The sequence below is a fragment of the Sciscionella sediminilitoris genome (genome assembly GCF_000737195.2).
GTDB classification, from domain to species: domain Bacteria; phylum Actinomycetota; class Actinomycetes; order Mycobacteriales; family Pseudonocardiaceae; genus Sciscionella; species Sciscionella sediminilitoris.
In genome coordinates this window covers 42654-66085 of sequence record NZ_JALM01000081.1, presented here as the reverse complement: position 1 = coordinate 66085, position 23432 = coordinate 42654, and the positions used below count along the sequence as shown (strand labels likewise).

Below are 23432 nucleotides of genomic sequence, written 5' to 3'. Positions count from 1 at the left end.
GCCCACGACGCTAGGGTGCCCCGGGGATCCGCGACTATCCGCCGAACGCGCCCGATGTCCGGATGGCGCGTCAGCGGCGCAGGGTGACCGAGGGAGACTCGCCGAACCGCTGCCGGTACTGCACGGAGAACCGGCCCTGATGCACGAATCCCCACCGCAGCGCGATATCGGTGACACCGGCCGTGCGCGGATCGGCCGCGGCCAGCGCAGCGCGCACCCGTTGCAGCCGTACCTCGCGCAGATATCCCGTCGGCGTACTGTCCAGGGTGCGCCGGAACCCTTCCTGGAGCGCGCGCACGCTGATACCCACCGCCTCCGCGATGTCCTCGACGGTGAGCCGCTCGGCCGCGTGCGCCTCGATCAGTTCGACGGCCGCGCGCACCACACGCGGTGCCGCCTCCGGGGCTCGCCGGTGCAGCGCCGCGCTGTAGTTGTTCGGCTGTGCCAACAGCAGGCGGCTCATCAGCAGTCGTTCCAGCTCGTGCTGGGCGAGCGGTTCGCCGCCGCGCTCCACTTCCCCGCGCAGCAGGGCGACCACGTTCAGCCAGGGCCGGCAGGCGGTGGTGTCCATGCCGAGCTCGAATCGCAGTGGTTCGGTCACCGGATGATCCAGCAGCGTGCGCAGATGGTTCTCCAGCCGTTCCCGGTCGATCCACACGATCAGCTGCGGATTGCCGGCGCCCCAACGCATCGACAGCATCCGGTCCGGAGCGGGTACCGAAGCGAGGCCGGGGTGCGAGACGATGTGCCGGTCACCGCAGGTGATCTCGGCGCTTCCGGAGAGGGGCAGCTGCACCAGGAAGAAGTCCTCCAGCTGCCCGGGGGCGATCCGCACGGCATCGCCGTAGTCCAGATAGTTCAGCCCCACATCACCGAGCCGCACCGAATGGAACCGGGCCTCGAAGGCCGGTCTGCGCTGTACGGGGAACAGGCCGTGCGGGCAGAACGCGGCGGCGACTGCCTCCCGCGTCTCGTCGACATCGGTGGAGTGCAGCCGCTCGTAACCGGCAAGCGGCAGCGGTTCCGACACTCGCTCCGGCATGGTCAGACGCTCCCGAACACCTCGTCGGCGGCGCTATCTGCACAACCGAAGCGCCGCACGGATAGCAGCGAGTGTAATCCAGGTCATAGCGTTCCCGCAGTAAGGAGGACACGAAATGCCACTACCGCAACAGCAGTCACTTCAGGATCGCAGTGCCCTGGTCACCGGCGGTGCCACCATCATCGGCCGGGCCGTGGTGCGCGCGCTGCACGAGGCCGGGGCGGTGGTCACCGTGGCCGATATCGACGACGCGGGCGGTGCCGAGCTCTGCGCGGCGGTCCCCGGTGTCCGGTTCGCGCACACCGACATCACCGAGGACGCGCAGATCGCCGCCACGGTCGCGGAGACGGTGCGCGCCACCGGCGGTATCGACATCCTGGTCAACCTGGCGTGCTCGTACGAGGAGGACAACGGCGCCGAATCGGACCGGGCGCAATGGCTGCGCGCACTGGACGTGAACCTGGTCGGCGCGGTGCGGATGGCCGCCGTGGCCCGGGAACACCTCGCCGCGGCGGACGGCGGGGTGATCGTGAACTTCGGTTCGATCTCGGCGAGGGTGGCACAGACAGGCCGCTGGCTCTATCCGGTCAGCAAGGCCGCGATCGTGCAGCTGACCAGGAACATGGCCATGGACCTCGCCGCGGACGGGATCCGGGTCAATTCGGTGAGCCCCGGCTGGACCTGGTCCAAGATCATGGATTCGCTCTCCGGTTCCGACCGGGCGCGCACCGACCGGGTCGCTGCCCCGTTCCATCTGCTCGGGCGGGCAGGGGATGCGGAGGAGGTCGCCGCGGTCGTCGCGTTTCTCTGTTCACCGGCCGCTTCCTTCGTCACCGGGGCGGACTGGGCGGTGGACGGCGGCTATTCCGCCATGGGCCCGGAACAGGCGGTGCCCGCGATTCCTGCACTGACCGAGAAGGAGTGATCCCATGCGCAGCATCGTGATCGTCGGAGCCGGGCAGTCCGGGCTGCAGCTCGGAATCGGGCTGCTGGCCGCCGGTTATCAGGTGACCATCGTGTCCAACCGGACCCCGGAGGAGATCCGGACCGGAAAGGTCACCTCCTCGCAGTGCATGTTCGGCAGCGCCCTGATGCGCGAGCACGCACTCGGCCTGAACTTCTGGGACGCCGAATGCCCGCCGGTGGAAGGCATTTCGCTCACCGTTCCGGACGGCGCGGGTGGTGTGGCCATCTCCTGGGCTTCCCGGCTGGATGTGCCCGCGCAGTCGGTGGACCAGCGGCTGAAGATGCCGGTGTGGCTCGCCGAATTCGAACGCCGGGGCGGGCGGGTCGAGTACGCGCAGGCGGGTATCGCGGAGCTGGAGGAGTACGCGAGCCAGGCGGAGCTGGTGATCGTCGCGGCCGGAAAGGGCGACATCACGAGCCTGTTCGAGCGGGACGCGCAGCGTTCGACCTTCGCTGCCCCGCAGCGTGCGCTCGCGCTCACCTATGTCACCGGGATGACCCCGAGGGAACCGTATTCGGCCGTCTGTTTCAACGTGATTCCCGGTGTCGGCGAGTATTTCGTCTTTCCCGCGCTCACCACGAGCGGGCCGTGCGAGATCATGGTGCTCGAAGGCGTGCCCGGTGGTCCGATGGACTGCTGGGGCGAGGTGCGTTCCCCGGAACAGCACCTGGCGACCTCGAAATGGATCCTGGACACCTTTCTGCCGTGGGAGGCGCGACGGTGCGCGGATATCGCGCTCACCGACGAGAACGGCATCCTTTCCGGCCGGTTCCCGCCGACGGTGCGCCATCCGGTCGGCACTCTGCCCTCCGGCGCACCAGTACTCGGGCTTGCCGACGTGGTCGTGCTCAACGATCCGATCACCGGGCAGGGATCGAACAATGCCAGCAAATGCGCCGCCTCGTATCTGGCCAGCATCCTGGCGCACGGGGACCGGCCCTTCGACGCGGAGTTCATGCGGCTGGCCTTCGAACGGTACTGGGACTACGCCCGCTACGTCAGCGCATGGACCAACGCGCTGCTGACCCCGCTGCCGGAACACGTGCTGAACCTGTTCGGCGCGGCGGGTGAGGACGGGCGGATCAGCCACCGGTTCGTGAACGGGTTCGACGACCCGCGGGACTACTTCCACTGGTTCATGGATCCGGATTCCGCCAAGGCCTATCTGGACCGGGTATGACCCGCCGGATCGCGATCGTCGGCGCCGGGCAGTCCGGTGCCCAGCTCGCGCTCGGCCTGGTGGCGCACGACTATCGGGTCACACTGGTCAACGACCGGTCCCCGGAGCAGGTACGCACCGGGCCGGTGACCTCCTCGCAGTGCATGTTCGCCTCGGCGCTGCACACCGAACGCGAACTCGGCCTCGACGAATGGGAACGGTCGTGCCCGCAGATCCGGACGGTCAGCTACCACGGTGAGAGCACCTTCCGTGCCCCGCTGGATCTCCCCGCCCAGTCGGTCGACCAGCGCATCAAGGCAGCCGCGTGGATGGAACGGTTCGCCGCGCTCGGTGGGGAGCTCCGGATCCAGGAGTGCACCGCCGCCGACGTGCACGAGTTCGCCCGCACCCACGATCTGGTGGTGGTGTCCTCCGGAAAGGGCGAGCTGGGCGGGATGTTCGCCCCGGATCCCGCGCGTTCTCCGTTCGCGGGCCCGCAGCGCGCGCTCGCGCTGACTTATCTCACCGGTGCCGAACCCGGTGCGGAGCTCGCATATCACATCGCGGAGGGGATCGGGGAGGTGTTCACCATGCCCGCGCTGACCGCGAGCGGGTGCTGCGACATCCTGGTTCTCGAGGGACTTCCCGGTGGGCCGCTGGATCACTGGGCGGATGTGCGCACCCCGGACGAACACCTGCGCCGTACGTTCGAACTGCTGCGCGCGCATTTTCCCGCGCTGCACGAGCGGTTCGCCGGGACCGGGCTGACCGATGAGTCCGGGGTGCTCCGCGGACGGCTGACCCCGCGGGTACGCAAGCCGGTCGCGAACGAAGCGGCCGGGCGGCCGGTGCTCGGGATGGCCGACGCGATCGTGCTCAACGACCCGATCACCGGGCAGGGCTCGAACAACGCCGCTCAGGCAGCCGCGTTCTATCTGGAGAACATCCTGCGGCGCGGCGCGGACCCGTTCGACGCCGACTGGATGCGCCACACCTTCGAACGCTACTGGCGCGGCTGGGCGCAGTGGGCGGTCGCCTGGACCAACGCGATGCTGCGCCCGGCCCCGCCGCAGGTGCGCGAGCTGTTCACCGAGGCGGCGAACACGCCGCAGCTGGCCCGTGCACTGGTCAACGGCTTCGACGATCCGCGCTCACTGCAGCCCTGGTGGTTCGATGCCGAGGAGGCGCGCCGGTTCATCGCCTCGGCCCGGGCCGAACGGCTCGACCAGCGCGACTACCGGACCGCGCTCGGCCAGTACGCCACGGGTGTGGCCGTGGTGACGACCACGGCACCGGACGGGCGGCGGCTCGGGGTCACCGCGAACTCGTTCACCTCGGTGTCCGTGGACCCGCCGCTGGTGTCCTGGTGCGCGGCGGAGCGGGCGCCGAGCCTGCCGGGCTTCACCGAGGCCAGCCATTTCGCGGTGAACGTGCTCGCGGCGCACCAGCACGATCTGTCCCGCCAGTTCGCCACCAGGGCCCAGGACAAATTCGCCGACGTCGAGCTGGAGGAGGGGATCGCCGGGGTTCCGCTGCTGGCCGGAGTGGTCGCCCGGTTCGAATGCCGCGCCGTGCGGCGGGTTCCCGCCGGGGACCACGTCATCTTCCTCGGCGAGGTGGAACGCTACACCGCGCCCGGCGGGCAGCCCCTTGTCTTCCACTCGGGCGCGTACCACGTCCCCACCCGGCACCCGGACTGTTGAGAAGCTCCGGGCTCGCGCGCATCGTTAGGGTGAGACACGGGCGCGCAAGGAAGCGGAGACACCATGACGGATTCTCGGGACGCGGTGGATCGTGCGGGCGAGCTGCGGCGATGGTTGCAGCCGGAGATCGGCCGGGGCAGCGGCAACGATGAGGCGTACTTCGCCGGACGCGGTGATCTGGTGCGGGTCGCCACCCGGGCCGCCCGCTCACTGCGCGGCGAGACGGTGAGTTTCCTGGATGCGCACGAGGGCGTGGTGCGGCGGGTGGTGGTCGAGGTGTCCGATGCCCAGCGGCGCACCGCCTGCCTGGTGGTGTGCGCTGAGGAACCGCCGTTCGGCCTGACTCCCCGTGAGCTCCAGGTGGCCACCTGCATCGCGGGCGGGCTGAGCAATCCGCAGATCGCCGAGGCGCTCGCCTGTTCGCGGCGCACGGTGGCCACGCATGTGGAGCACGTGCTGGCGAAGACGGGCGTCGCCGCGCGGGCCTCGGTGGCCACCCTGCTCGCCGACCACGATGCCTATGCCGCGCCGTTGCCGAGGGTCCGGCTGACCCTGCCCGCGCGCCTGTCGGCCGTGCTGTGCGGATCCACGCTGCCCAGGGACACCGGGACCCGGCGGCAACGGCCGGTGGTGCTGGGTGCGGTGTACCCGTCCGGGTGCACCGCCGGTGCGGACGCCGCGGCCATGCGCCGGGGTGCGCGGCTGGCGGTGGGGGAGCTGAACGCGCGCGGGGGAGCGGGCGGGCGCCGGGTGGAACAGGTGGCCGTGGAAGCCGCTCCGGACGCCTTGCGGGGCGCGGTCGAGGACCTGGCCGCGCGCGGGGCGGACGCGATCCTGTTCGGCAACTTCCCGATGAAGGTCGCGCACCCGGCGATCACCGAGGCGGCGGCGACCGGAGCCCCGGTACTGCATTCGATGACCGGACAGGCGCTTTCCGATGCGGTGCACGAGGATCCGGCGGGACTGGGCGCGGTGTTCCAGGTCTGTTCCACGGAATCCGCGTACGTGCCCGGGCTGCTGCGGGCGGTGCACGGACTCGAGGCGACCGGCGCGTACCGGCCGCGGCGGCGCAGGCTCGCCGTGCTGCTGCGGGAGAGCACGTATTCGGACCGGGCGGTCGAGCAGGTGCAGCGCAGTTGCGCGGAAGCCGGATGGGAGCTCGGCCTGCTGCGCAGAATCCCGGACCACACCGAGGACTTCACCGAGATCGTGCGCGCGCTCGCGGACGCCGATCCGGATGCCCTTTCGCTGTCGGTGCTTCCCGAACCCACGCTGCGTGCCCTGCTCCGCGCGACGCGGGAACTCGCCGGGCGGATGCTGATCCACGCCGCCTGGTCACCCGCCGCCCCGGAGTTCACCGGCCGGTTCGGTGAGCTCAGCGAGGGGCTGCTGTGGTCCACCGTGATCGGGCACGCGGGCGGTCCGGTGTGCGCGGAGTTCGAACAGCGGTACCGGTCCGCGTACGGCGGTGACCCCGGTCTCGGCGCGGCCGCGGTGCACTACGACATGGTGAACCTGCTCGCCCAGGCGTGGGGCCGGGTCAGCAGGCCGTGGGAATTCCGCGCCGTCCGGGACCACCTGCGCTCGATGACCTGGTTCGGGGTCACCGGCGCGCACCGGTTCGCCGGTCGCGGTCAGCGCGGGCTGAGCAACCCGGACGACACCCCCGATCCGACGCTGGCCCATCCGCATCTGGTGTACCGCATCCAGGGCGGTCGCAGCCGCCAGCTCGCCGCGGGTGCCGTGCCGCGTTGACCGGATCAGCTCAGCCAGGACGGTCCGGACACCGAACCGATGCCATCGCCCCCGTCGACCGGGACAGTCCTGCCGTTGACCCATTCCGCATCCGGGCTGAGCAGCCAGGCGATGACCGCCGCGATGTCCGCGGCACGGCCGAGGCGGCCACGCAGACTGGCGGCCCGAAGGTCGTCCACATAGGACGGTGGAACGGGATTGATCGCCGAGTCCACGTCCACAAAACCGGGAGCCACGGCACAGCAACGGATTCCGTCCCGGCCGTGTTCCAGGGCGAAGCCGCGCACCAAGGCGTCGAGCGCCGCTTTGGAAGCGGCATAGACCGCGGTACCGGCCCGGGCACGCACCGCGGACCCGCTGCTGACGAACACCATCGAACCGGTCCGGCCCGCTGCCGTGCAGGCGCGGACGAACTGCGCGCCCGCGCTCAGGGCCGAGCGGGTGTTCACCGCCATGACGCGGTCGAACAGGTCCTCGTCCGAATCGGCCACCGCCGCGGCCGGGAACACGCCCGCCGCGTGCACGAGTGCGTCGAATCCACCGGCCCGGTCCCAGAGCTCCGCGATATGCGCGGCGACCACATCGCGTGCGGCGAGATCCACCTCGGGTAGATCCGTTCCGGTGACCACACAGCCCGCCGCGCTGAGCCGGTGCACGACCGCGCTGCCGATGCCGCCGCGCGCGCCCAGCACCAGCACCGAGCCCCTTGGTTCGCTGCCCGCCATGGTCATCCGCCCAGGATCAGCGGGCGGAACCGGCGGGCCACGGTGGCGCACTGCGCGAATTCGACACCGAGCCCGGCACAGCCCGTGATGAAGTCTTCGAGGGCGTTCATCCGTGCCCCGCGCCCGATGACCTGCGGGTGCAGGGTGATCGTGGTGACCCCCTGGGTGGCCGAATCGGTCATGTAGCGCACATCCTCGAGGAACCGGGCGAACATGGCGTGCGCGTCCTGCAGTCCGGGCATCACGTAATCCCCGGTGCGGACGAATTCCAGGTGCGGATAGTCGTCCAGGGTCCAGGAAACGGGCAGCTCGACGATCGAGGACGGCGCACCGAAGCGGAACGCGTCATCCGCCGGGCAGTCATCGCCGGACCGGGCGGCGTAGGGCTCGAAATCGGTGCCCATCAAGGAAGAGTCGTACTCGATGCCCAGTTCGGAGAGGATGTCGATGGTGTTGACGGTGAAATCGAAACTCGGTGTGCGATGACCCGCCGGTTGCTTTCCGGTCAGTTCCTCGATCAGCGCCGCGGAGCGCCGGTTCACCGCCAGTTCGGTGCCCCGGTCCAGAATCGAGACCGGTTCGTGCGCGTAGCCGTGCAGGGCGATCTCGTGCCCGGCGTCCACAATGGACGAACACTGGGCCGGGTAGGTCTCCAGGGTGTGCCCCGGGACGAAGAAGGTGGCGGGCACCCGATGCCGGTCCAGCAGGGCCAGGATGCGCGGTATCGCGTGGGCGCCGAACTCGCCGCGGGAGATCGGCCCCGGGGTGGCCAGGCCACGGGAGAGCCACAGCGAGATGGCGTCGAAGTCGAAGGTCAGGCAGACGGTCCCGGTGCTCACGCGGATTCCTCCCGGGTGTCCTCGGGGGCGAACTCGATGGCGGAGGGATGCGGGTCGGTGAAGACCCGGTCGAGCTCCCACCGGGAGTAGGGATGCCTGCTCGGTGGGCCGGGGGCGATCCACAGCACGCGCTCGGTGAGATCCATGACCAGTGAGTAGACCGTGGCGGCCTGCTCGGCGACGGGCATCGCGGGATCGGGATGGCGGCAGATTCCGTCTGGGAAGGACCACTCGTCGCGCAAGGCGGAGACCAGATCGCCGACTCCCACCCGGTGTCCGGTCAGCGCGTCCTGCAGCAGATGCCGCGCCCGCAGCGGTCGCAGGAGAGTGAGCGCGCTCGTGGCCGCTTTCCGGTCGCCGACCACGATATCGGTCTGGAAATGATTGGCGTGGGTGATCAGCCCCTCCTCGGGATACTGGACGCCGAACGTATCCGGGGCGAGCTCGAAGTCGATCGACTCGCCACCGCTGCCGTCCGCGAGCAGGACGTTGCCCGAGGAGATCCGGTCCACGGCAAGCAGTTTCCGGTGTGCCGCGGACATCGTGGCGGATTGCAGCGCGCCGCGGAGCAGGAAGTGATAGGGGACGCCGCGGCCACCGCGGTCCCGGTCCGAGACGAGCAGATTGGCGCACACCCCGAGGCCAGCCGAGTTGAGTCCGCTCTTGGCGAGCATCCCCGCCTCGGTCAACGAGAGCACGCTGAAACCGGACTGGTCCCTGGTGGCCAGCAGGAAGGTGACCTCAGCCTGCTCGGGAAGCCAGTCCCAGTTCTGCGCGAGCAGCGTGTGCCCGTTCGCGGTGTACCGCGGAAGCACCGAAAGGGAGGTACAGCCCTCGTCCCGGTAGCCGGTGCCGTAGAGCATTTCGGTGCGTGCGTTGAGTGCGGCCAGCCGCGCGGCCGGGTGGCCCGATCCCTGCGCCATCCCGTCGAGCATCGCGGCGATCTCCGGCGCGTAGTCGGCGGCGATGTCCAGGTACACCGCGCCCCAGCGGTCGATGTCGGCCTGGGACAGCCCGGCATCGTCGCGGAAACGGTTGGTGTAGGTCTCCAGGCTGCGCGCGATGAGTTCGGCGGTGCGGGTACCGAGCTGTTCGCCCATCTGCCGGTAGCTGCCCTCGACCACGATCATCCGGGGTTGGTGCACGGTGAACCTCATTTCAGCTCGGACTTGTAGGTTTCCGGCATCGCGCACACCGTGGCGAAGGTGATCAGCGCGGCCGCGGTCGGGAGCACGGCCACCAGCAGCGCGTTCCCGGAGACATCGATCAGTGCGGTGGCGATGAACCCCGCGGTGCCACCGAAGGCCATCACGGAGAAGTTGTAGCCGATGCCAAGCGCAGAGTAACGGACGTTGGTCGGAAAGATCTCGGAAAGGGCCGCCGGTCCCGGTCCGGAGAACGCGGCGATGACCAGGGCGATGAGAATCTGGCCCAGATAGGCCCCTGCCGTGCTGCCGGTCTCGAACAGCAGCATCGCCGGGAAGCTGAGCAGTACGAGACCGCCGGAACCGAGGAGCAGCAGGGGTTTGCGCCCGATCCGGTCGGAGAGCCCGCCGAACAGATAGATCGCGACCGTGAGCACGGCGAGCCCGACCAGGTTCGAGGCTTGCACGGTGCCCGGGGCAAGGCCGACCTGTTCGCGCAGGTGCGTCGGCAGATAGGTGAGGAAGAAGAAGTAGGCGACCGTCCAGCTGACGGTGAACAGGAAACCGCGCGCCATCGCGGCTTTCTGGGTGCGGAAGGCGAGTTTGAGCGGGCTGGTGCTGGTCGTCCCGGCGCGCTGCTCGGCCTGATAGGCGGGAGTGTCCTCGAGCCCGAACCGCAGCACCAGGGCGACAAGGGTGGTGAGCACACCGAGCAGGAACGGTATCCGCCAGCCGAATTCGAGCATGCCCTGCTCGCTCCAGAACAGCGAGTTCAGCGCGACGACCGCGGCGGCGACGAGGAATCCGGCCGCCGTGCTGACCTGGTTGAAACTGCCGTAGCGACCGCGTGCCCCCGGTGGCGCGTATTCCACGAGCATGGCAGCGGATCCGGCCCACTCACCGGCGACCGCGAACCCCTGGAACAGCCGCAGCAACACCAGCAGTACCGGGGCGGCGAGGCCGATGGTGGCCGCGCCCGGCAGCAAGCCGACCAGCACGGTGGCCGAGCCCATCAGGACCACGCTGGCGATCAGGGCGGGGCGGCGCCCGAGCTTGTCCCCGATATGGCCGAACACGATGGTGCCGAGTGGCCGGGCGAAGAACCCGACGGCGAACACGGCGAAGGTGGACAGGATGCCGGACAACGAGTCGCCGGAGGTGAAGAACTTGGCACTGAGATAGACCGTGGAGTAGGCGTAGACGAGATTGTCGTACTGCTCCATCAGGTTGCCGATGCTGCCGGACACGACCGCCCTGACCTGCAGGGTGGACCGAGCGTCTCGGCTCGCCAGGGGCGTGCGCTGGGTACTCATGGCGGATCCTTCGTGATGCGGGGAAGTGGGCTTAGGCCGCGAGATAGCCACCGTCGACCGGCAGCAGAGCACCGGTCACGAACGAGGCTTGGTCCGAGGCAAGGAAACCCACCGCGGCGGCGAGTTCGCCGACCTCCCCGGCCCTGCCCAGCGGCGCGCCTTCGATGCGGGCCCGCAGCGCCTCGGCGGGCAGATCGTCGAGCAGCGCGGTCCGGAACACCCCGGGCAGCACCGCGTTCACCCGGATCCCGCGCGGCGCCAGTTCGACCGCCGCGACCTTGGTGAGCTGGTGCACCGCCGCCTTGCTCAGCTGATACGCGATCGAGGAGGGCACGGTGCCCGGGCCGCTCGGTGGCGTGGTCGTCCCGTAGATCGAACCGATGTTCACCACCGAACCCCGGGTGCGCTCGAGATCCCCGGCGAAGGTCTTGATCCCGCGCCAGGCGCCGAAAGCGTTGACCGCGAACACATCCCGGAAGTCCGCGTCCCGGGTACCGAGCAGATCGGTGCGGGCACTGATCCCGGCGTTGTTCAGCAGCACGTGTATCGGGCCGAACCGGTCGTGCACCGATTCGCATAGCCGGTCCCAGGAAGCGCCGTCCCGCACATCGAGCGGCAGGTGGTTCCGGTCCTCGTCCGTTCCGGCGGGGTAACCGATGTCGGCGCACACCACGGTGGCGCCGAGCCGGGCGAGGTGCTCGGCCAGCGCCGCGCCGATCCCGCGCCCGGCACCGGTCACCACGGCGATTCTGTTCCGCAACTCCATGCACACCCCTGGCTGTCCGCACCGGGCCGGTCCCGGTGCGAGCGACGATAGGCAGTGCGGCGGCCGCGGGCATCGGTCAACTGACCGATGCGGTGATCCGTTTCGTGGGGTCGATCCGCAGCGCCGCGAGACCGCCGATGAGTAACAGCACCGCGGACAGCGCGAACGAGGCCACCCAGTCCCCGGTGAGGTCGACCAGCAGGCCGAACAGGATGGGGGAGAGGATGCCCGCGATCCCGTAACCGGTGTTCATCAGCCCGCCCGCGGTCCCGGCATGACTGGGCGCGATATCCATGGGAATGGTCCACAGCACCGGATTCGTGAGCTCCAGCAGGAAAAAGGCCACGGCCAGGCAGATCGTGGTGAGCAGTAGTTGGTGCACGATCAGGGTGGGGATGATGAACGCGAACGAACCGAGCAGCCCGATGACGAGCACGCTGCGCCGCGCGATCCGGAGGCTACCGGTCCGGCGCAGCAGCGCATCGGAGACGAGTCCGCCCACCATGTCCCCGAGTACACCGGCGACCAGTACCAGGGTCGAGAAGAGCGCGAAACTGCCCAGATTCAGCCCGTAACTGTCCTGGAAGAAGGAGGGGATCCAGGTCAGATAGACCCACAGCATCCAGCCGTAGCAGAAGTCCACGAAGGTCACCGGCAGGATCCGGCGCAGCAGAGCACGCCACGGCAGCCGGGGACGGGTGGCCGCGCGTTGTTCGGTGCTGAGCTCCTCGAGTTCGGCCGCGGTGATCTTCGGATGATCCGCGGGACGGTTGCGGTACATGAGCGCCCAGGCGAGTGTCCACAGCAGACTGATCGCCCCGAACACGTAGAACGCCAGGCGCCAGTCGTAGAGGGCGATCAGCCCGGCGACGGCGATCGGCGCGATCGCGTTGCCGATCCGGGAACTGGCATGGGTGATGCCTTGGCCGAACGCGCGCCGATCGCTCGGCAGCCAGGTGGCCATGGCGTTGGTCGCGGTCGGGAAGGAAGCGCCCTCACCGAAGCCGAGCCCCAGCCGCGCGGCGAACAGGGTGACCAGTCCGACCGAGAAACCGGTGCACACCGTGGCGATCGCCCAGAGCGCGCCGACCACCGCGAGGACCCGCCGCGGGCCGAACCGGTCGCTGAGCACCCCGCCGAACACCTGGAAGAACGCGTAGGGGATGGAGAACGCGGAGAGCGCGAGCCCCAGCTGCGTGTCGTTGAGCCCGAGATCCGCCTTGATGTACGGGGCCGCGGTGGAGATGTTCACCCGGTCCAGATAGGTGATGAAGTACATCGCGCACAGCAACGCGAGCACTCTTCCCCGGACCCGGTGCCGGAAAACGCCGAGCAGGCTGCGCGCCGCCGGGCGGGGAGATCCTTGTCGTGCGGTCCGTTTCGCGTCCTGGGTCATGACTCCTCCGCATGCGATGAAGATCGGGCGGATCACGGGTCGACCGTCGAGTCGAAGCGCATTCCATAAAGTGGAATAGGATTTCAAGGAACCGTAGGTCGGCTTCGGGACTGTGTCAACGGTCACTTTGTGTCGACCGGACTTCCGTTCGCGCTCCCCGTCACCCTTGCATGGCCAGTCGTAACGAATGAGTGTGAGCCACGTCATAGGCGCGATCCCGGCCGGTGCCTGCTAGCGTCGTGAAACACGTTGCCACATTGTGAAATGCCCAGAGCTTGCGCTGCGGGTGCGGTGAACCTGGTGGCGCGGTATCGGAGGGTTCCGAGATGACCGATCAACTCCAACCGGTGGAAACGGCCGAGGCGGCCACGGTGATCGAATCGATGATCGACCGGGCGCGGATCGCCCAGGGGGTGTTCGAAACCTTTCCCCAGGACCGGGTCGACGATGTCGTCGCGGCCGTGGCCTGGGCGATCTACGAACCCGGGCGCGCCCGGGTGCTCGCCGAACGTTCGGTGGCCGACACCGGTCTCGGCCGGGTCGCGGACAAGGTGGCGAAGAACCAGCGCAAGACCATCGGCACACTGCGCGATCTGACCGGGGCCCCCTCGGTCGGCGTGCTCGGCGAGGACACCGAGCTGGGCATCACCGAGTACGCGAAGCCGGTCGGTGTGGTCGCCGCGGTGTGCCCGTCCACGAATCCGGCTGCCACCCCGGCGAACAAGACCATGATGGTGCTCAAAGGCGGGAATGCCGTGATTCTCTCGCCGTCCCCGAAGGGAGCGTCCACCTGCGCGCTGCTGGTCGACTACATGCACGCCGAGCTGGACAAGGTGGGCGCACCACGAGACCTGGTGCAGTTCGTGGCACAGCCGGACAAAGCCCTGACCAATGAGCTGATGCGCCAGGCGGACATGGTGGTGGTCACCGGTTCGCAGCGCAATGTGCGGCAGGCCTACAGCAGCGGGACACCGGCGATCGGGGTGGGCGTGGGCAACGCGCCGGTGATCGTGGATGCGGACGCGGACCTCGCGGATGCCGCCGCGAAGATCAAGCGCAGCAAGGTTTTCGACTACGCGACGAGTTGTTCCTCGGAGAACTCGGTGCACATCCACGCGTCGGTGTACGACGAGGCGCTCGAACAGTTGCGCGCCAACGGTGGATATCTGCTTACGGCCGAGGAGAAACAGCGGCTGCAGACGGTGATGTGGCCGGAAGGCAAGCTCAGTCCCGCGGTGACCGCCCAGGCGCCGCAGAAGCTCGCGGACCTCGCCGGGCTGGACTCGCCGGAAGCACGGTCCGCGGAGTTCTTCCTGGTGGAGGAGGACGGTGTCGGACCGGAACACCCGTTCAGCGGGGAAAAGCTCTCCGTGGTGCTGACGGTGTACCGGTTCACGGACTTCGACTCGGCGCTGACCAGGATTCAGCGGCTCCTCGACCACCAGGGCGCGGGCCACTCCTGCGGTATCCACACCAGATCCGAGCGGCGCGCGCGAGAAGTCGCACAACGGCTGCGGGTGGCCAGGGTGCTGGTCAACCAGGCGCACTGTTTCGGGACCGGCGGCGGTTTCGACAACGGGCTCGGGTTCACGCTCACCATGGGCGCCGGAACCTGGGCGGGCAACAGCATCAGCGACAACCTCTCCTACCGGCACTTCCTGAACATCACCCGGCTGGCCAGGGTGATCGAGCCACGTGTCCCGACCGAGGACGCGCTCTGGGCCCGCTACTTCGAAACCTACGGACGGTGAATCGTGCAACTGCTGGAATACGAAGGAAAACAGCTGCTCTCCCGCGCCGGTGTGCGGACCCCGGACGGGGCCACGGTCAGCGATCCGGGCGAGGCGGCCACCATCGCCGCGGCACTCGGGAACCGGGTCGTGGTGAAAGCCCAGGTGCCCGCGGGTAAACGGGGCAAAGCCGGTGCGGTGCGGTTCGCCGACAGTCCCGGCGAGGCGCGGGACGCGGCCACGGAACTGCTGGGCCGGCCGGTCGGCGGCTTCACGGTCGGCGAGGTGCTCGTCGAGCGGGCCGCAGCGATCGCCTGCGAACTCTACGCCGCGATACTGAACGATCCGGCGGGCAAGGGACCACTCCTGCTGTTCTCCACCGAGGGCGGGATGGACATCGAGGAGGTCAACGCGCGGAATCCGGAACGCGTCCGCCGCCTCCCGGTGGACATCCGCGCGGGACTTTCCCGGGCGGATGCGGAAAAGCTGGTGGCGGACAGCGATATTCCCGCGGCCGCGCGCGAACCGCTCGCCGAGACGCTGGTGACCCTTTACGGTCTCTATCGCGAGGCCGACGCCGAACTGGTGGAGATCAACCCGCTCGCGCTGACCGAGAACGGCGGCATCCTCGCACTCGACGCGAAGATCGCACTCGATCCCGGTGCGTTGCCGCGGCAACAGGAGACCCTGCCCCGCCGTTCCGGAACCGGTCCCGCGGCGACCGAGACCGGGCTCGAACGGCAGGCACGTGAACTCGGGCTGCAGTTCATCGAGCTCGGGGGCAGTGTCGGGGTGCTCTCCAACGGCGCCGGACTGACCATGACCACGCTGGACGCGGTGCACCACTACGGGGGGAGCCCGGCGAACTTCCTGGAGATCGGCGGAGACGCCTACACCAAAGCGATTCCGGCGCTGCGGCTCGTGCTCGGCAATCCGAATGTGCGCAGCCTGCTGGTGAATTTCTGCGGCGCCTTCGCCCGGACCGACGTGATGACCGAGGGCGTACTCGATGCGATCGAGGAGTTGCGCCCCGGCATCCCGATCAGCTTCTCCATCCACGGCACCGGGGAAGCCGAGGCCATCGCGATGGTCCGGGACCGGCTCCGGGTCGAACCGTACGAGCACATGGACGACGCCGTCCGCGCCGCGGTGGCGGCAGCGAGTGAGGAGTAACCAAGCATGCTGACCACTCGGCACGATGCGGTCGTGGTGCAGGGAATCACCGGGAAACAGGGATCGTTCTGGACCGAGCGGATGCGCGAGGTCGGGACGAACGTGGTCGCCGGGGTCAGCCCCGGAAAGGGCGGACGGGAAGCCGCCGGTGTGCCGGTCTACGACTCCGTCACCGAGGCCGCGCGAGCGCATCCGATCGAGGCCAGCGTGCTGTTCGTCCCGCCGATGGCGGCGAAATCCGCCGCACTGGACGCGATCGCTGCCGGGGTGCGGGACATCGTGTTCCTCACCGAGCACGTGCCCTACCAGGACGTGATGCACGTGCTCGCCGAAGCGCGGGACGCCGGAGCCAGGGTGCTCGGACCGAACACCGCGGGACTCGTCCTTCCCGGCCAGGCATCGCTGGGCATCATGCCCGCCTTCGCCGAGAACATCTTCCGGCCCGGCGGCATCGGAGTCGTCTCGCGCAGCGGCAGCCTCGGCACCCTGCTCGCGCTCAACCTGGTGACCGGCGGATACGGGGAATCGGTTTTCCTCGGTATCGGCGGGGATCCGATCCTCGGCACCACCACGCTGGACGCGGTCCGCATGCTGGACACCGATCCGCGTACCGAGGCCGTCGTGCTCGTCGGTGAGATCGGCGGGACCATGGAGGAGGACGCGGCGGAGTACATCGCGGGAATGCGGAAACCCGTGGTGGCCTTCATCGCGGGGCGCAGCGCCCCGCCGGACCGGCGGATGGGCCATGCCGGGGCGATCGTGAGCGCCGGAAAAGGCGACGGCGCATCCAAGGTGGCCGCCCTGCGCGAGGCCGGGGTCACCGTGCTGGACGTGCCGAGCCAGGTCACGGCTGCCCTGGCCGAGCGCGGGGTGCTGCCAGCCGAGGTCTGTTCGGGTACCTGAGCCGATGTGCCCTCGCCGCCGCTTGTTAGATTGATTTCAGCATGTGGAAGGGCGAGAGCGTGGACACCACCGGGGAACAGACGCGGCCGGAAGCCGAACAGGTCGCCGGCACTCAGACGATCACGCGGGCGCTCGCGGTCCTCGGAGTGCTCCGGGACGCCGAGGACGATGTCGGCGTGACCGAACTGGCCCGCGCGCTCGGCCTGCACACCAGCACCACCCACCGCATCCTGCGTGCCCTGGCCTCGGCGCGATACGTGGTGCAGAACAGCCAGACGGAGCGATACCGGCTCGGCCGCGAAGCGCTGCTGCTCGGGCGGGCCGCGAGCCGTGCGCTCGGCTTCGACGCCGCGCTCCCGCTGCTCGAGCAGCTCGCCGAGACCACCGGGGAATCGGTGAACCTCAGCGTGCGGGACAACGACGACGCCGTGGTCGTGCTGCGTGTCGAATCCGCCCACCCGCTGCGGTTCATCCAGCCTGTCGGCACCCGGATTCCGCTCTACTGCACCAGCACCGGCAAGGCACTGCTCGCCTTCGGCGGTGACCTGCACGCCGAGCTCGCCAAACTCGGCGAACTCACCCGGCTGACCCCCGACACGCTCACCTCGCCACGCGAACTGCTCGCCGATCTGGAACAGACCCGGGAGCGCGGCTACAGCGTGAACAACGGCGAACGCATCCCCGGCGTGTGCGGCGTCGCGGCCCCGGTGCCCGGCGAGGTGGGCCTTGCCATGGGCGCGGTCGCGGTACAGGGCCCCGAGGTGCGCATGCCCGCGGACCGGATCCCCGAACTCGGTGAGCTCGTCGTGCAGACCGCCACCGCGGTGACCGCGACGATCCCGTCCGGGTACTGGATCTGAACGGGACCGGCGTCGAGGTCCCGGCACGCTAACCGAGTGCGGTGAGCTCGTCCCGCTGTTCCGACACCTTCCGATGAGATCGGTTCTACCGAATCCTCTATTGCATGGCCATTACTGGCAGCTCCGCTTACTTCCAAGACGGCGACTATCGTGCGGCCCCGAGGCCGGGCTCGATTAGCGCACGAGCGTGAAGTGACCAGCCAAGTACGTTCGTGAAGATCAGAGCGATCCGCGCAGCGCGCAACTTGTCCAGCCTTTCCTACCGTTTGCCGAAGCTATGAGCGAGACGTCGGTGGCGGAGCCAAATGGAATGGCGATATCGGAAGGTTGACCTGGACAAGGCGGCTTCGGCGGCGAACTGCTCAACGGCCCCCCGGAGAACTAAAACGCCGCTGTATGGTTGACGAGGAAGATATTGCAGTCATGCGGCTCGCCAGCTGCGGCCTCTTCCTCCTCTCGTGAGTACCTGACGAAGGCAGTGTCCACCCGCGGCTCCGTGAAATCGAAGGTGTGGCCAGAGGTGGGTGAGATTATCGTCGGTTTGGCGATGTAGAGCTCGGGCGGTTCCTGCTCGCGGACCTTGCTGGCGAGTTCTCGCCAATTCCGTGCCAGCGGGGTTTCGTTCTCGAGCTGGATGGGGATCCGGACGATGGCGTCATAGCCGCTTGCACGCATCGATTCCCTGATCCGATCGAGCAGCGCGACGGAGACTTCGACCGCGTCGCTCTGTGAATATCCAAACCACCCCGGGACCGCCAACTGCTCTTCGAAATGGCCGCCACTGTAGATGGGTCCTCCCATATCCTTCGCGTACTCGATCAAATCCGCCGGCCCATCAAGTAGCTGGGTGACGCCACGGCGCTGATCTATAGATGCGGCGGAAACCGTGCCATCCGCTGTGTGTTGGAGAAGGAAGGAAGAATACAACAACAGCGAGGTGTCGACACCTCGTGACAAGACGGCGTGCAACACGTCCGGATGGCGCAGTAACCGCTTGGGGAATAGCAGGGAGCGCATCGTGTCATCACCGAAGAGAGCTACGACATCGCCTTCCCAGCGCACGGCGGGCTCGGCATTTCGTAAGGGAAGGAACTCGGCGATCTTGGCTGTTGATTGAGAAATTTCAGCGAACGCCGTGCTGGGATATTTCCGTTCACGGCGACGGATTCTTCGACGGATTCGTGTGGCGATCAACTCATGTCGCCGCCAGGAAAGTTCGATCACCTGTGACCATTGCGAACCGAACGCCTCAGCGAGTGAGGAATCCGATGCCGTACCGTATAGGTCGGCGCGCTCGTCGTGTTCGGTGGGTCGGCGATACGATCCGGAGGATGAACCGGACTTCGTCCGGCAGGCCACATTGACCCGTTCGCAGAAGTCACGAATTGCATGGTCCAGCTCATCGGTTCCGATGGGGTCGGTATGACATGCGACTTGACGGGCGGAAACGACCCGCCAGCCACCTGTTTCACGCAGGATGCCGATCTCTCCAAGGATCCTCGAACCCGGTGATGTGAAGTAGAAATCGGCCCTGGGCTTGCTCGTCGAGAGCCAGGTGAGAAGTTGCGCGGACAGTTCGGTGACCGGTAGTTCAGCCAACAGCAGTGTTTGTTCACCGTGCCGGATTCTCACCTCCGCCGTGATGCCCACGCGAAGACGAGCTGCGGAGCGAAGCGACACCCGCCGTCTCACCTGTTCGAAGGTCAGTTCCATTCCCGGTCTCCCCCTGAATGTGGCAGTAACCAGCGTATTAGAACATTCGCTCGACGGTTCGCACCACATCAATAAGGCCGAGCACGGATTGCCCCGCTCTCCACCGCCACCGCGGTGACCGCGACGATCCCGTCCGGGTACTGGATCTGAACGGGACCGGCGTCGAGGTCCCGGCACGCTAACCGAGTGCGGTGAGCTCGTCCTCGGTCAGCAGCCGGGAACGGATGAGGAACCGGACACCTTCCGGTGCCTCGAGGGAGAATCCGCTGCCCCTGCCGGGAACCACATCGATGGTGAGATGGGTGTGCCGCCAGTATTCGAACTGGGCGGCCGACATCCACACCTCGATGGGTTCGGGAATGCCGTCCACGAGCAGTTCTCCGAGCCGCACATCCGAGCTGCCGGTGCGGAATTCACCTGCGGGATAACACATCGGTGCACTGCCGTCGCAGCAGCCGCCGGACTGGTGGAACATCAGCGGGCCGTGCTGCGCGGACAGTTTCCGCAGCAGCACGGCCGCCGATTCGGTGAGGTCCACACGCGACACTCAGAACAGCCCCTGGGCCTGCTGGGCGTAGGAGACCAACAGGTTCTTCGTCTGCTGGTAGTGCTCGAGCATCATCCGGTGGTTCTCGCGCCCGATCCCGGACTGCTTGTAGCCGCCGAACGCGGCGTGTGCCGGGTAGGCGTGGTAGCAGTTGGTCCAGACCCGTCCGGCCTGGATCTCCCGGCCCGCCCGATAGGCGGTGGCGCCACTGCGCGACCAGACACCGGCGCCGAGGCCGTAGAGCGTGTCGTTGGCGATCTTGATGGCGTCGTCGTAGTCGTCGAATTTGGTGACGGCGACGACGGGACCGAAGATCTCCTCCTGGAAGATGCGCATCTTGTTGTCGCCCTCGAACACCGTCGGCTCGATGTAGTAGCCGCCGGAGAGTTCGCCGCCGAGGTCGGCTTTCTCTCCGCCGGTGAGTACCTTGGCGCCCTCCTGTTTGCCGATGTCGATGTAGGACAGGATCTTCTCGAACTGGTCGTTGGAGGCCTGCGCGCCGATCGTGGTCTCGGTGTCCAGTGGGTGGCCCTGTTTGATGGTGCCGACTCGCTTGACGGCATCGCCGAGGAACGTGTCGTAGATCGAGGACTGGACGAGCGCGCGGGACGGGCAGGTACACACCTCGCCCTGGTTGAGCGCGAACATCGCGAAGCCTTCCTGAGCCTTGTCGTAGAAGGCGTCCTGGGCGTCGGCGACGTCGGCGAAGAAGATGTTCGGGCTCTTGCCGCCCAGCTCCAGGGTGACCGGGATGATGTTCTCCGAGGCGTACTGCATGATCAGCCGCCCGGTGGTGGTCTCACCGGTGAAGGCGACCTTCCGGATCCGGCTGTTCTGCGCGAGGGGTTTCCCTGCCTCGACACCGAACCCGTTCACCACGTTCAGCACGCCGGGCGGGAGCAGATCCGCGATGAACGAGAGCAGCACGTGGATGGAGGCCGGAGTCTGCTCGGCCGGTTTGAGCACCACCGTGTTGCCCGCGGCGAGCGCCGGAGCGAGCTTCCAGGTGGCCATGAGCAGCGGGAAGTTCCACGGGATGATCTGCCCGACGACCCCGAGCGGCTCGTGGAAGTGGTAGGCGATGGTCTCCGGGTCGATCTCGGAGATCCCGCCCTCCTGCGCGCGGATGGCGCCCGCGAAGTACCGGAAATGATCGATGGCCAGCGGAATGTCGGCGGCCAGGGTTTCCCGGACCGGTTTCCCGTTCTCCCACGCCTCGGCGACGGCGATGGCTTCCAGGTTCTGTTCGATCCGGTCGGCGATCTTGTTGAGCAGCTCGGCGCGCTCGGCCACGGAGGTGCGCCCCCAGCTCGCCGCCGCACCCTCGGCCGCGGTGACCGCGCGGTCGATGTCCTCACCGCTGCCGCGGGCGAGCTCGGTGAACACCTGTCCGGTCACCGGGGTCGGGTTGTCGAAGTACTGTCCCTTGGCCGGAGGCACGTAGTCCCCGCCGATGAAGTGGTCGTAGCGGGAACGGTAGGCCACGACGCTGCCCGGCTCGCCCGGTGCGGCGTATTTCGCCATCTGGAAACCCTCCTTCTGCTCGGAGTCGGCACGAATACGGAGAAGGTAGGTTCGGCTACGTTGCAGCCACGTTGCACGGCGCACTTGCCCCTTGCGGTGCGGATAGGCATGCTTGATCGTGGGCTGAACCACAACGGAGTGCGGATGAGCGGATCGACGGTTTCCCACCTCGCTGCGGATCCGGGTGCCCAGCACACCCTGTTGCGCGAGGTGCACGAGGCGACGCTGGCCGGGGACATCCCGCCCGCGTCGCCACGCTCGGTGATCTCGGCGTCGTGGGAGCGGTCACTGGCCGCACACGTCGATCCGGAGGATTTCCGCCCGCCGATCGTCTACGGCAGCGGCGAGGTGGATGAGGTCCGCACGGTCCACCCGCTGCACGCGGTGGTCCCCGTGCTGCGCGAGATGCTGGTCAGCATCGCCGACGAGGCACACCACGTGATGATCGTGACCGATGCCGACGGCACCATCCTGTGGCGCGAGGGCGCGGTGGAACTGTGCAGGCGGGCCGATCCGGTCGGGTTGTGCGAGGGCACCCGCTGGGCCGAGGAGGCGATCGGCACCAACGCCATGGGAACCGCGCTGGCCCTGGACGCGCCGGTGCAGATCTACTCGGCCGAACACCTGGTGCGCACGTACCACTCGTGGACGTGCGCGGCCGCGCCGATCCATGATCCGGACACCGGGGCGGTGCTCGGCTCGATCGACATCAGTGGACAGCTCGACCGCTTGCACCCGGCTACGGTTTCGCTGGTCAACGCCACCGCGCGGTTGGCGGAGGGGCACCTGCGCAGCGAGATGGAGGCCAGTGACGAGCGGTTGCGGGCCAGGAATCTCGCGCACCTGTCCGCGCTGCGCGGACAACCGGGCGCGCTGCTGACCCCGAGCGGACGGGTGATCGCCGCCGAGCCGCACGGTCCGTGGCCGAGCCGGATCGCGCTGCCCGACGGTGCCGAACGGGTCGCGCTCGACGGCGGCCGGGAAGCCATCGTGGAACCCGTCTCCGGTGGCTACCTGCTGCGGCTGCCTCGTTCGGCCGCCCATCGGGACCGCCCCCGCCTTCCCGCTCTTTCGCTGTCGTTTCTCGGCGAGCGCCCGACCGCGGTGCTCGACGGGGAACCGCTCGCGCTGACCCTGCGCCGCGCGGAGCTGCTCGCCCTGCTCGCGCTGCGGCCGGAGGGGCTCACCGCCGACCAGCTCGCCCTCCAGCTCTACGGCGAGGTGGGTAACCCCACGACGGTGCGCGCCGAGGTGCACCGGTTGCGCAGTCAGCTCGGCGAGGCCGCGATGAGCGCGAAACCGTACCGGCTGCGCGCCGAGGTCGACGCCGACTTCCTGACCGTGCGGGACGCACTGCGGCGCGGTGAGCTCCGCGCGGCGGTGCGGGCCTGCCGCAGCCCGCTGCTGGTGCGTTCGGATGCCCCGGCGATCCGGGCCGAACGCGAGCAGCTGCTGGTCACACTGCGCTCGGCGGTGCTCGGGCAGGCGGACGCCGATCTGCTGTGGCAGTTCGCCCAGACCGAATCGGGGCGGGACGACATCGAGGTGGCCGAACGGCTCACCGAACTGCTTTCCCGGCACGATCCGCGACGCTCCGAAGCCGAAGCCCGGCTGGCCTGGTTACTCGGCGAACACGACTGATCGAACGGCCCGTACGGCGCGGCGCCGGTGCAACGTCGCTGCAACGTGGGAGTTCGTAGCGTTCCTGCTGCCTCGACCGCAGTCCCGAGAAAGGCAGGATGCGCCATGGCCGAACTCGACCCGGCACTCGACTACCCGCTGGCGGCACGCCGGCCCGAACTGTTGCGCACCCCGACCGGCAAACGCATCGAGGACATCACCATGCAGGCGGTGCTCGACGGCGAGGTGGGACCGGAGGATCTGCGGATCGCCCCGGAAACCCTGCGCCTGCAGGCCGAGATCGCCGACGGCTCCGGCCGTCGTCAGCTCGGCGAGAATTTCGCCCGCGCCGCGGAACTGACCAGGGTCCCGGACCAGACCGTGCTGGAGATCTACAACGCCCTGCGCCCGTGGGCATCGACCAAGCAGCGGCTGCTCGAGATCGCCGAGCAGCTCGACCGCGAGTACACCGCGCCGGGTTGTGCGGAACTGGTGCGAGAGGCGGCGGAAGTGTACGAGCGCCGCGACATTCTGGCCGGCTGAGCGGAGGAC

The 23432-nt window shown here is 68.4% G+C and carries 20 protein-coding genes; 10 read left to right on the top strand and 10 right to left on the bottom strand.

The window, feature by feature from the left end:
* Positions 1-70: 70 nt before the first annotated feature.
* A complete protein-coding gene (locus tag AD72_RS27605) occupies positions 71-1042 on the bottom strand; it encodes an AraC family transcriptional regulator (RefSeq protein WP_031469535.1) in 972 nt (323 codons plus the stop codon).
* A gap of 115 nt (positions 1043-1157) precedes the next feature.
* On the opposite strand from AD72_RS27605, the gene AD72_RS27600 reads away from it, so the two are divergent.
* The 4 genes from AD72_RS27600 (at position 1158) to AD72_RS27585 (ending at position 6626) form a co-directional block, all read left to right on the top strand.
* Positions 1158-1967, top strand: coding sequence for an SDR family oxidoreductase (locus AD72_RS27600; RefSeq protein ID WP_031469534.1), 810 nt, complete (start codon positions 1158-1160; stop codon positions 1965-1967).
* Between the two features lie 4 nt (positions 1968-1971).
* A complete protein-coding gene (locus AD72_RS27595) occupies positions 1972-3189 on the top strand; it encodes a styrene monooxygenase/indole monooxygenase family protein (RefSeq protein WP_031469533.1) in 1218 nt (405 codons plus the stop codon).
* Positions 3186-4871, top strand: a complete 1686-nt coding sequence (locus AD72_RS27590; RefSeq protein ID WP_031469532.1) for a flavin reductase — start codon at positions 3186-3188, stop codon at positions 4869-4871. Before AD72_RS27595 ends, AD72_RS27590 begins: the two co-directional genes overlap by 4 nt.
* 63 nt (positions 4872-4934) lie before the next feature.
* Positions 4935-6626 carry an ABC transporter substrate-binding protein gene (locus AD72_RS27585; protein ID WP_051899081.1) on the top strand — a complete coding sequence of 564 codons (1692 nt, stop codon included), beginning with the start codon at positions 4935-4937 and terminating at the stop codon, positions 6624-6626.
* Between the two features lie 5 nt (positions 6627-6631).
* On the opposite strand, the gene AD72_RS27580 is transcribed toward AD72_RS27585, so the two are convergent.
* From AD72_RS27580 to AD72_RS27555, 6 genes are all read right to left on the bottom strand, one after another.
* Positions 6632-7357 carry an SDR family NAD(P)-dependent oxidoreductase gene (locus AD72_RS27580; protein ID WP_231644991.1) on the bottom strand — a complete coding sequence of 242 codons (726 nt, stop codon included), beginning with the start codon at positions 7355-7357 and terminating at the stop codon, positions 6632-6634.
* On the bottom strand, positions 7354-8190 hold the full coding sequence (locus tag AD72_RS27575; RefSeq protein WP_031469529.1) for a polysaccharide deacetylase family protein: 837 nt from the start codon (positions 8188-8190) through the stop codon (positions 7354-7356). Before AD72_RS27575 ends, AD72_RS27580 begins: the two co-directional genes overlap by 4 nt.
* The gene (locus AD72_RS27570; RefSeq protein ID WP_231644989.1) at positions 8187-9335 is read right to left on the bottom strand and encodes a C45 family autoproteolytic acyltransferase/hydrolase; all 1149 of its coding nucleotides are present in this window, start codon (positions 9333-9335) and stop codon (positions 8187-8189) included. Before AD72_RS27570 ends, AD72_RS27575 begins: the two co-directional genes overlap by 4 nt.
* Before the next feature lie 8 nt (positions 9336-9343).
* Positions 9344-10648, bottom strand: a complete 1305-nt coding sequence (locus AD72_RS27565) for an MFS transporter (RefSeq protein WP_031469527.1) — start codon at positions 10646-10648, stop codon at positions 9344-9346.
* A 31-nt stretch (positions 10649-10679) separates the two neighbouring features.
* Positions 10680-11414 carry an SDR family NAD(P)-dependent oxidoreductase gene (locus tag AD72_RS27560; protein WP_031469526.1) on the bottom strand — a complete coding sequence of 245 codons (735 nt, stop codon included), beginning with the start codon at positions 11412-11414 and terminating at the stop codon, positions 10680-10682.
* A 76-nt stretch (positions 11415-11490) separates the two neighbouring features.
* The gene (locus AD72_RS27555; protein ID WP_231644987.1) at positions 11491-12810 is read right to left on the bottom strand and encodes an MFS transporter; all 1320 of its coding nucleotides are present in this window, start codon (positions 12808-12810) and stop codon (positions 11491-11493) included.
* A 326-nt stretch (positions 12811-13136) separates the two neighbouring features.
* Between AD72_RS27555 and sauS the strand changes: the two genes are divergently transcribed.
* The 4 genes from sauS to AD72_RS27535 are packed head-to-tail and all read left to right on the top strand — an operon-like array spanning position 13137 to position 17476.
* Positions 13137-14561 (top strand): acylating sulfoacetaldehyde dehydrogenase, encoded by a 1425-nt coding sequence (gene sauS / locus AD72_RS27550; RefSeq protein ID WP_031469524.1) that lies wholly within the window; start codon positions 13137-13139, stop codon positions 14559-14561.
* Between the two features lie 3 nt (positions 14562-14564).
* Positions 14565-15713, top strand: a complete 1149-nt coding sequence (locus tag AD72_RS27545; protein WP_031469523.1) for a succinate--CoA ligase subunit beta — start codon at positions 14565-14567, stop codon at positions 15711-15713.
* 6 nt (positions 15714-15719) lie between these two features.
* Complete coding sequence (locus tag AD72_RS27540; protein WP_031469522.1) at positions 15720-16616, top strand: succinate--CoA ligase subunit alpha; 897 nt, start codon at positions 15720-15722, stop codon at positions 16614-16616.
* Between the two features lie 41 nt (positions 16617-16657).
* On the top strand, positions 16658-17476 hold the full coding sequence (locus AD72_RS27535; protein ID WP_197285094.1) for an IclR family transcriptional regulator: 819 nt from the start codon (positions 16658-16660) through the stop codon (positions 17474-17476).
* A gap of 381 nt (positions 17477-17857) precedes the next feature.
* On the opposite strand, the gene AD72_RS36820 is transcribed toward AD72_RS27535, so the two are convergent.
* From AD72_RS36820 to exaC, 3 genes are all read right to left on the bottom strand, one after another.
* Positions 17858-19189 carry a hypothetical protein gene (locus AD72_RS36820; RefSeq protein ID WP_156365396.1) on the bottom strand — a complete coding sequence of 444 codons (1332 nt, stop codon included), beginning with the start codon at positions 19187-19189 and terminating at the stop codon, positions 17858-17860.
* 178 nt (positions 19190-19367) lie between these two features.
* Positions 19368-19736: a DUF779 domain-containing protein gene (locus AD72_RS27525; protein ID WP_031469519.1), complete on the bottom strand. Its 369-nt coding sequence runs from the start codon at positions 19734-19736 to the stop codon at positions 19368-19370.
* Complete coding sequence (gene exaC / locus AD72_RS27520; protein ID WP_031469518.1) at positions 19737-21260, bottom strand: acetaldehyde dehydrogenase ExaC; 1524 nt, start codon at positions 21258-21260, stop codon at positions 19737-19739.
* A 144-nt stretch (positions 21261-21404) separates the two neighbouring features.
* On the opposite strand from exaC, the gene AD72_RS27515 reads away from it, so the two are divergent.
* Both AD72_RS27515 and AD72_RS27510 read left to right on the top strand, forming a co-directional pair.
* Positions 21405-22901, top strand: coding sequence for a GAF domain-containing protein (locus AD72_RS27515; RefSeq protein ID WP_031469517.1), 1497 nt, complete (start codon positions 21405-21407; stop codon positions 22899-22901).
* A 105-nt stretch (positions 22902-23006) separates the two neighbouring features.
* Entirely contained in the window at positions 23007-23423 is a 417-nt protein-coding gene (locus tag AD72_RS27510; RefSeq protein ID WP_020494561.1) for a diol dehydratase small subunit, read from the top strand.
* The last annotated feature ends 9 nt before the right edge of the window (positions 23424-23432 follow it).

Coding starts and splice junctions, on each gene's coding strand:
- AD72_RS27605 (WP_031469535.1), bottom strand. CDS start 1,042: ATGCCGGAGCGAGTGTCGGAACCGCTGCCGCTTGCCGGTTACGAGCGG.
- AD72_RS27600 (WP_031469534.1), top strand. CDS start 1,158: ATGCCACTACCGCAACAGCAGTCACTTCAGGATCGCAGTGCCCTGGTC.
- AD72_RS27595 (WP_031469533.1), top strand. CDS start 1,972: ATGCGCAGCATCGTGATCGTCGGAGCCGGGCAGTCCGGGCTGCAGCTC.
- AD72_RS27590 (WP_031469532.1), top strand. CDS start 3,186: ATGACCCGCCGGATCGCGATCGTCGGCGCCGGGCAGTCCGGTGCCCAG.
- AD72_RS27585 (WP_051899081.1), top strand. CDS start 4,935: ATGACGGATTCTCGGGACGCGGTGGATCGTGCGGGCGAGCTGCGGCGA.
- AD72_RS27580 (WP_231644991.1), bottom strand. CDS start 7,357: ATGACCATGGCGGGCAGCGAACCAAGGGGCTCGGTGCTGGTGCTGGGC.
- AD72_RS27565 (WP_031469527.1), bottom strand. CDS start 10,648: ATGAGTACCCAGCGCACGCCCCTGGCGAGCCGAGACGCTCGGTCCACC.
- AD72_RS27560 (WP_031469526.1), bottom strand. CDS start 11,414: ATGGAGTTGCGGAACAGAATCGCCGTGGTGACCGGTGCCGGGCGCGGG.
- AD72_RS27555 (WP_231644987.1), bottom strand. CDS start 12,810: ATGACCCAGGACGCGAAACGGACCGCACGACAAGGATCTCCCCGCCCG.
- sauS (WP_031469524.1), top strand. CDS start 13,137: ATGACCGATCAACTCCAACCGGTGGAAACGGCCGAGGCGGCCACGGTG.
- AD72_RS27540 (WP_031469522.1), top strand. CDS start 15,720: ATGCTGACCACTCGGCACGATGCGGTCGTGGTGCAGGGAATCACCGGG.
- AD72_RS27535 (WP_197285094.1), top strand. CDS start 16,658: ATGTGGAAGGGCGAGAGCGTGGACACCACCGGGGAACAGACGCGGCCG.
- AD72_RS36820 (WP_156365396.1), bottom strand. CDS start 19,189: ATGGAACTGACCTTCGAACAGGTGAGACGGCGGGTGTCGCTTCGCTCC.
- exaC (WP_031469518.1), bottom strand. CDS start 21,260: ATGGCGAAATACGCCGCACCGGGCGAGCCGGGCAGCGTCGTGGCCTAC.
- AD72_RS27515 (WP_031469517.1), top strand. CDS start 21,405: ATGAGCGGATCGACGGTTTCCCACCTCGCTGCGGATCCGGGTGCCCAG.
- AD72_RS27510 (WP_020494561.1), top strand. CDS start 23,007: ATGGCCGAACTCGACCCGGCACTCGACTACCCGCTGGCGGCACGCCGG.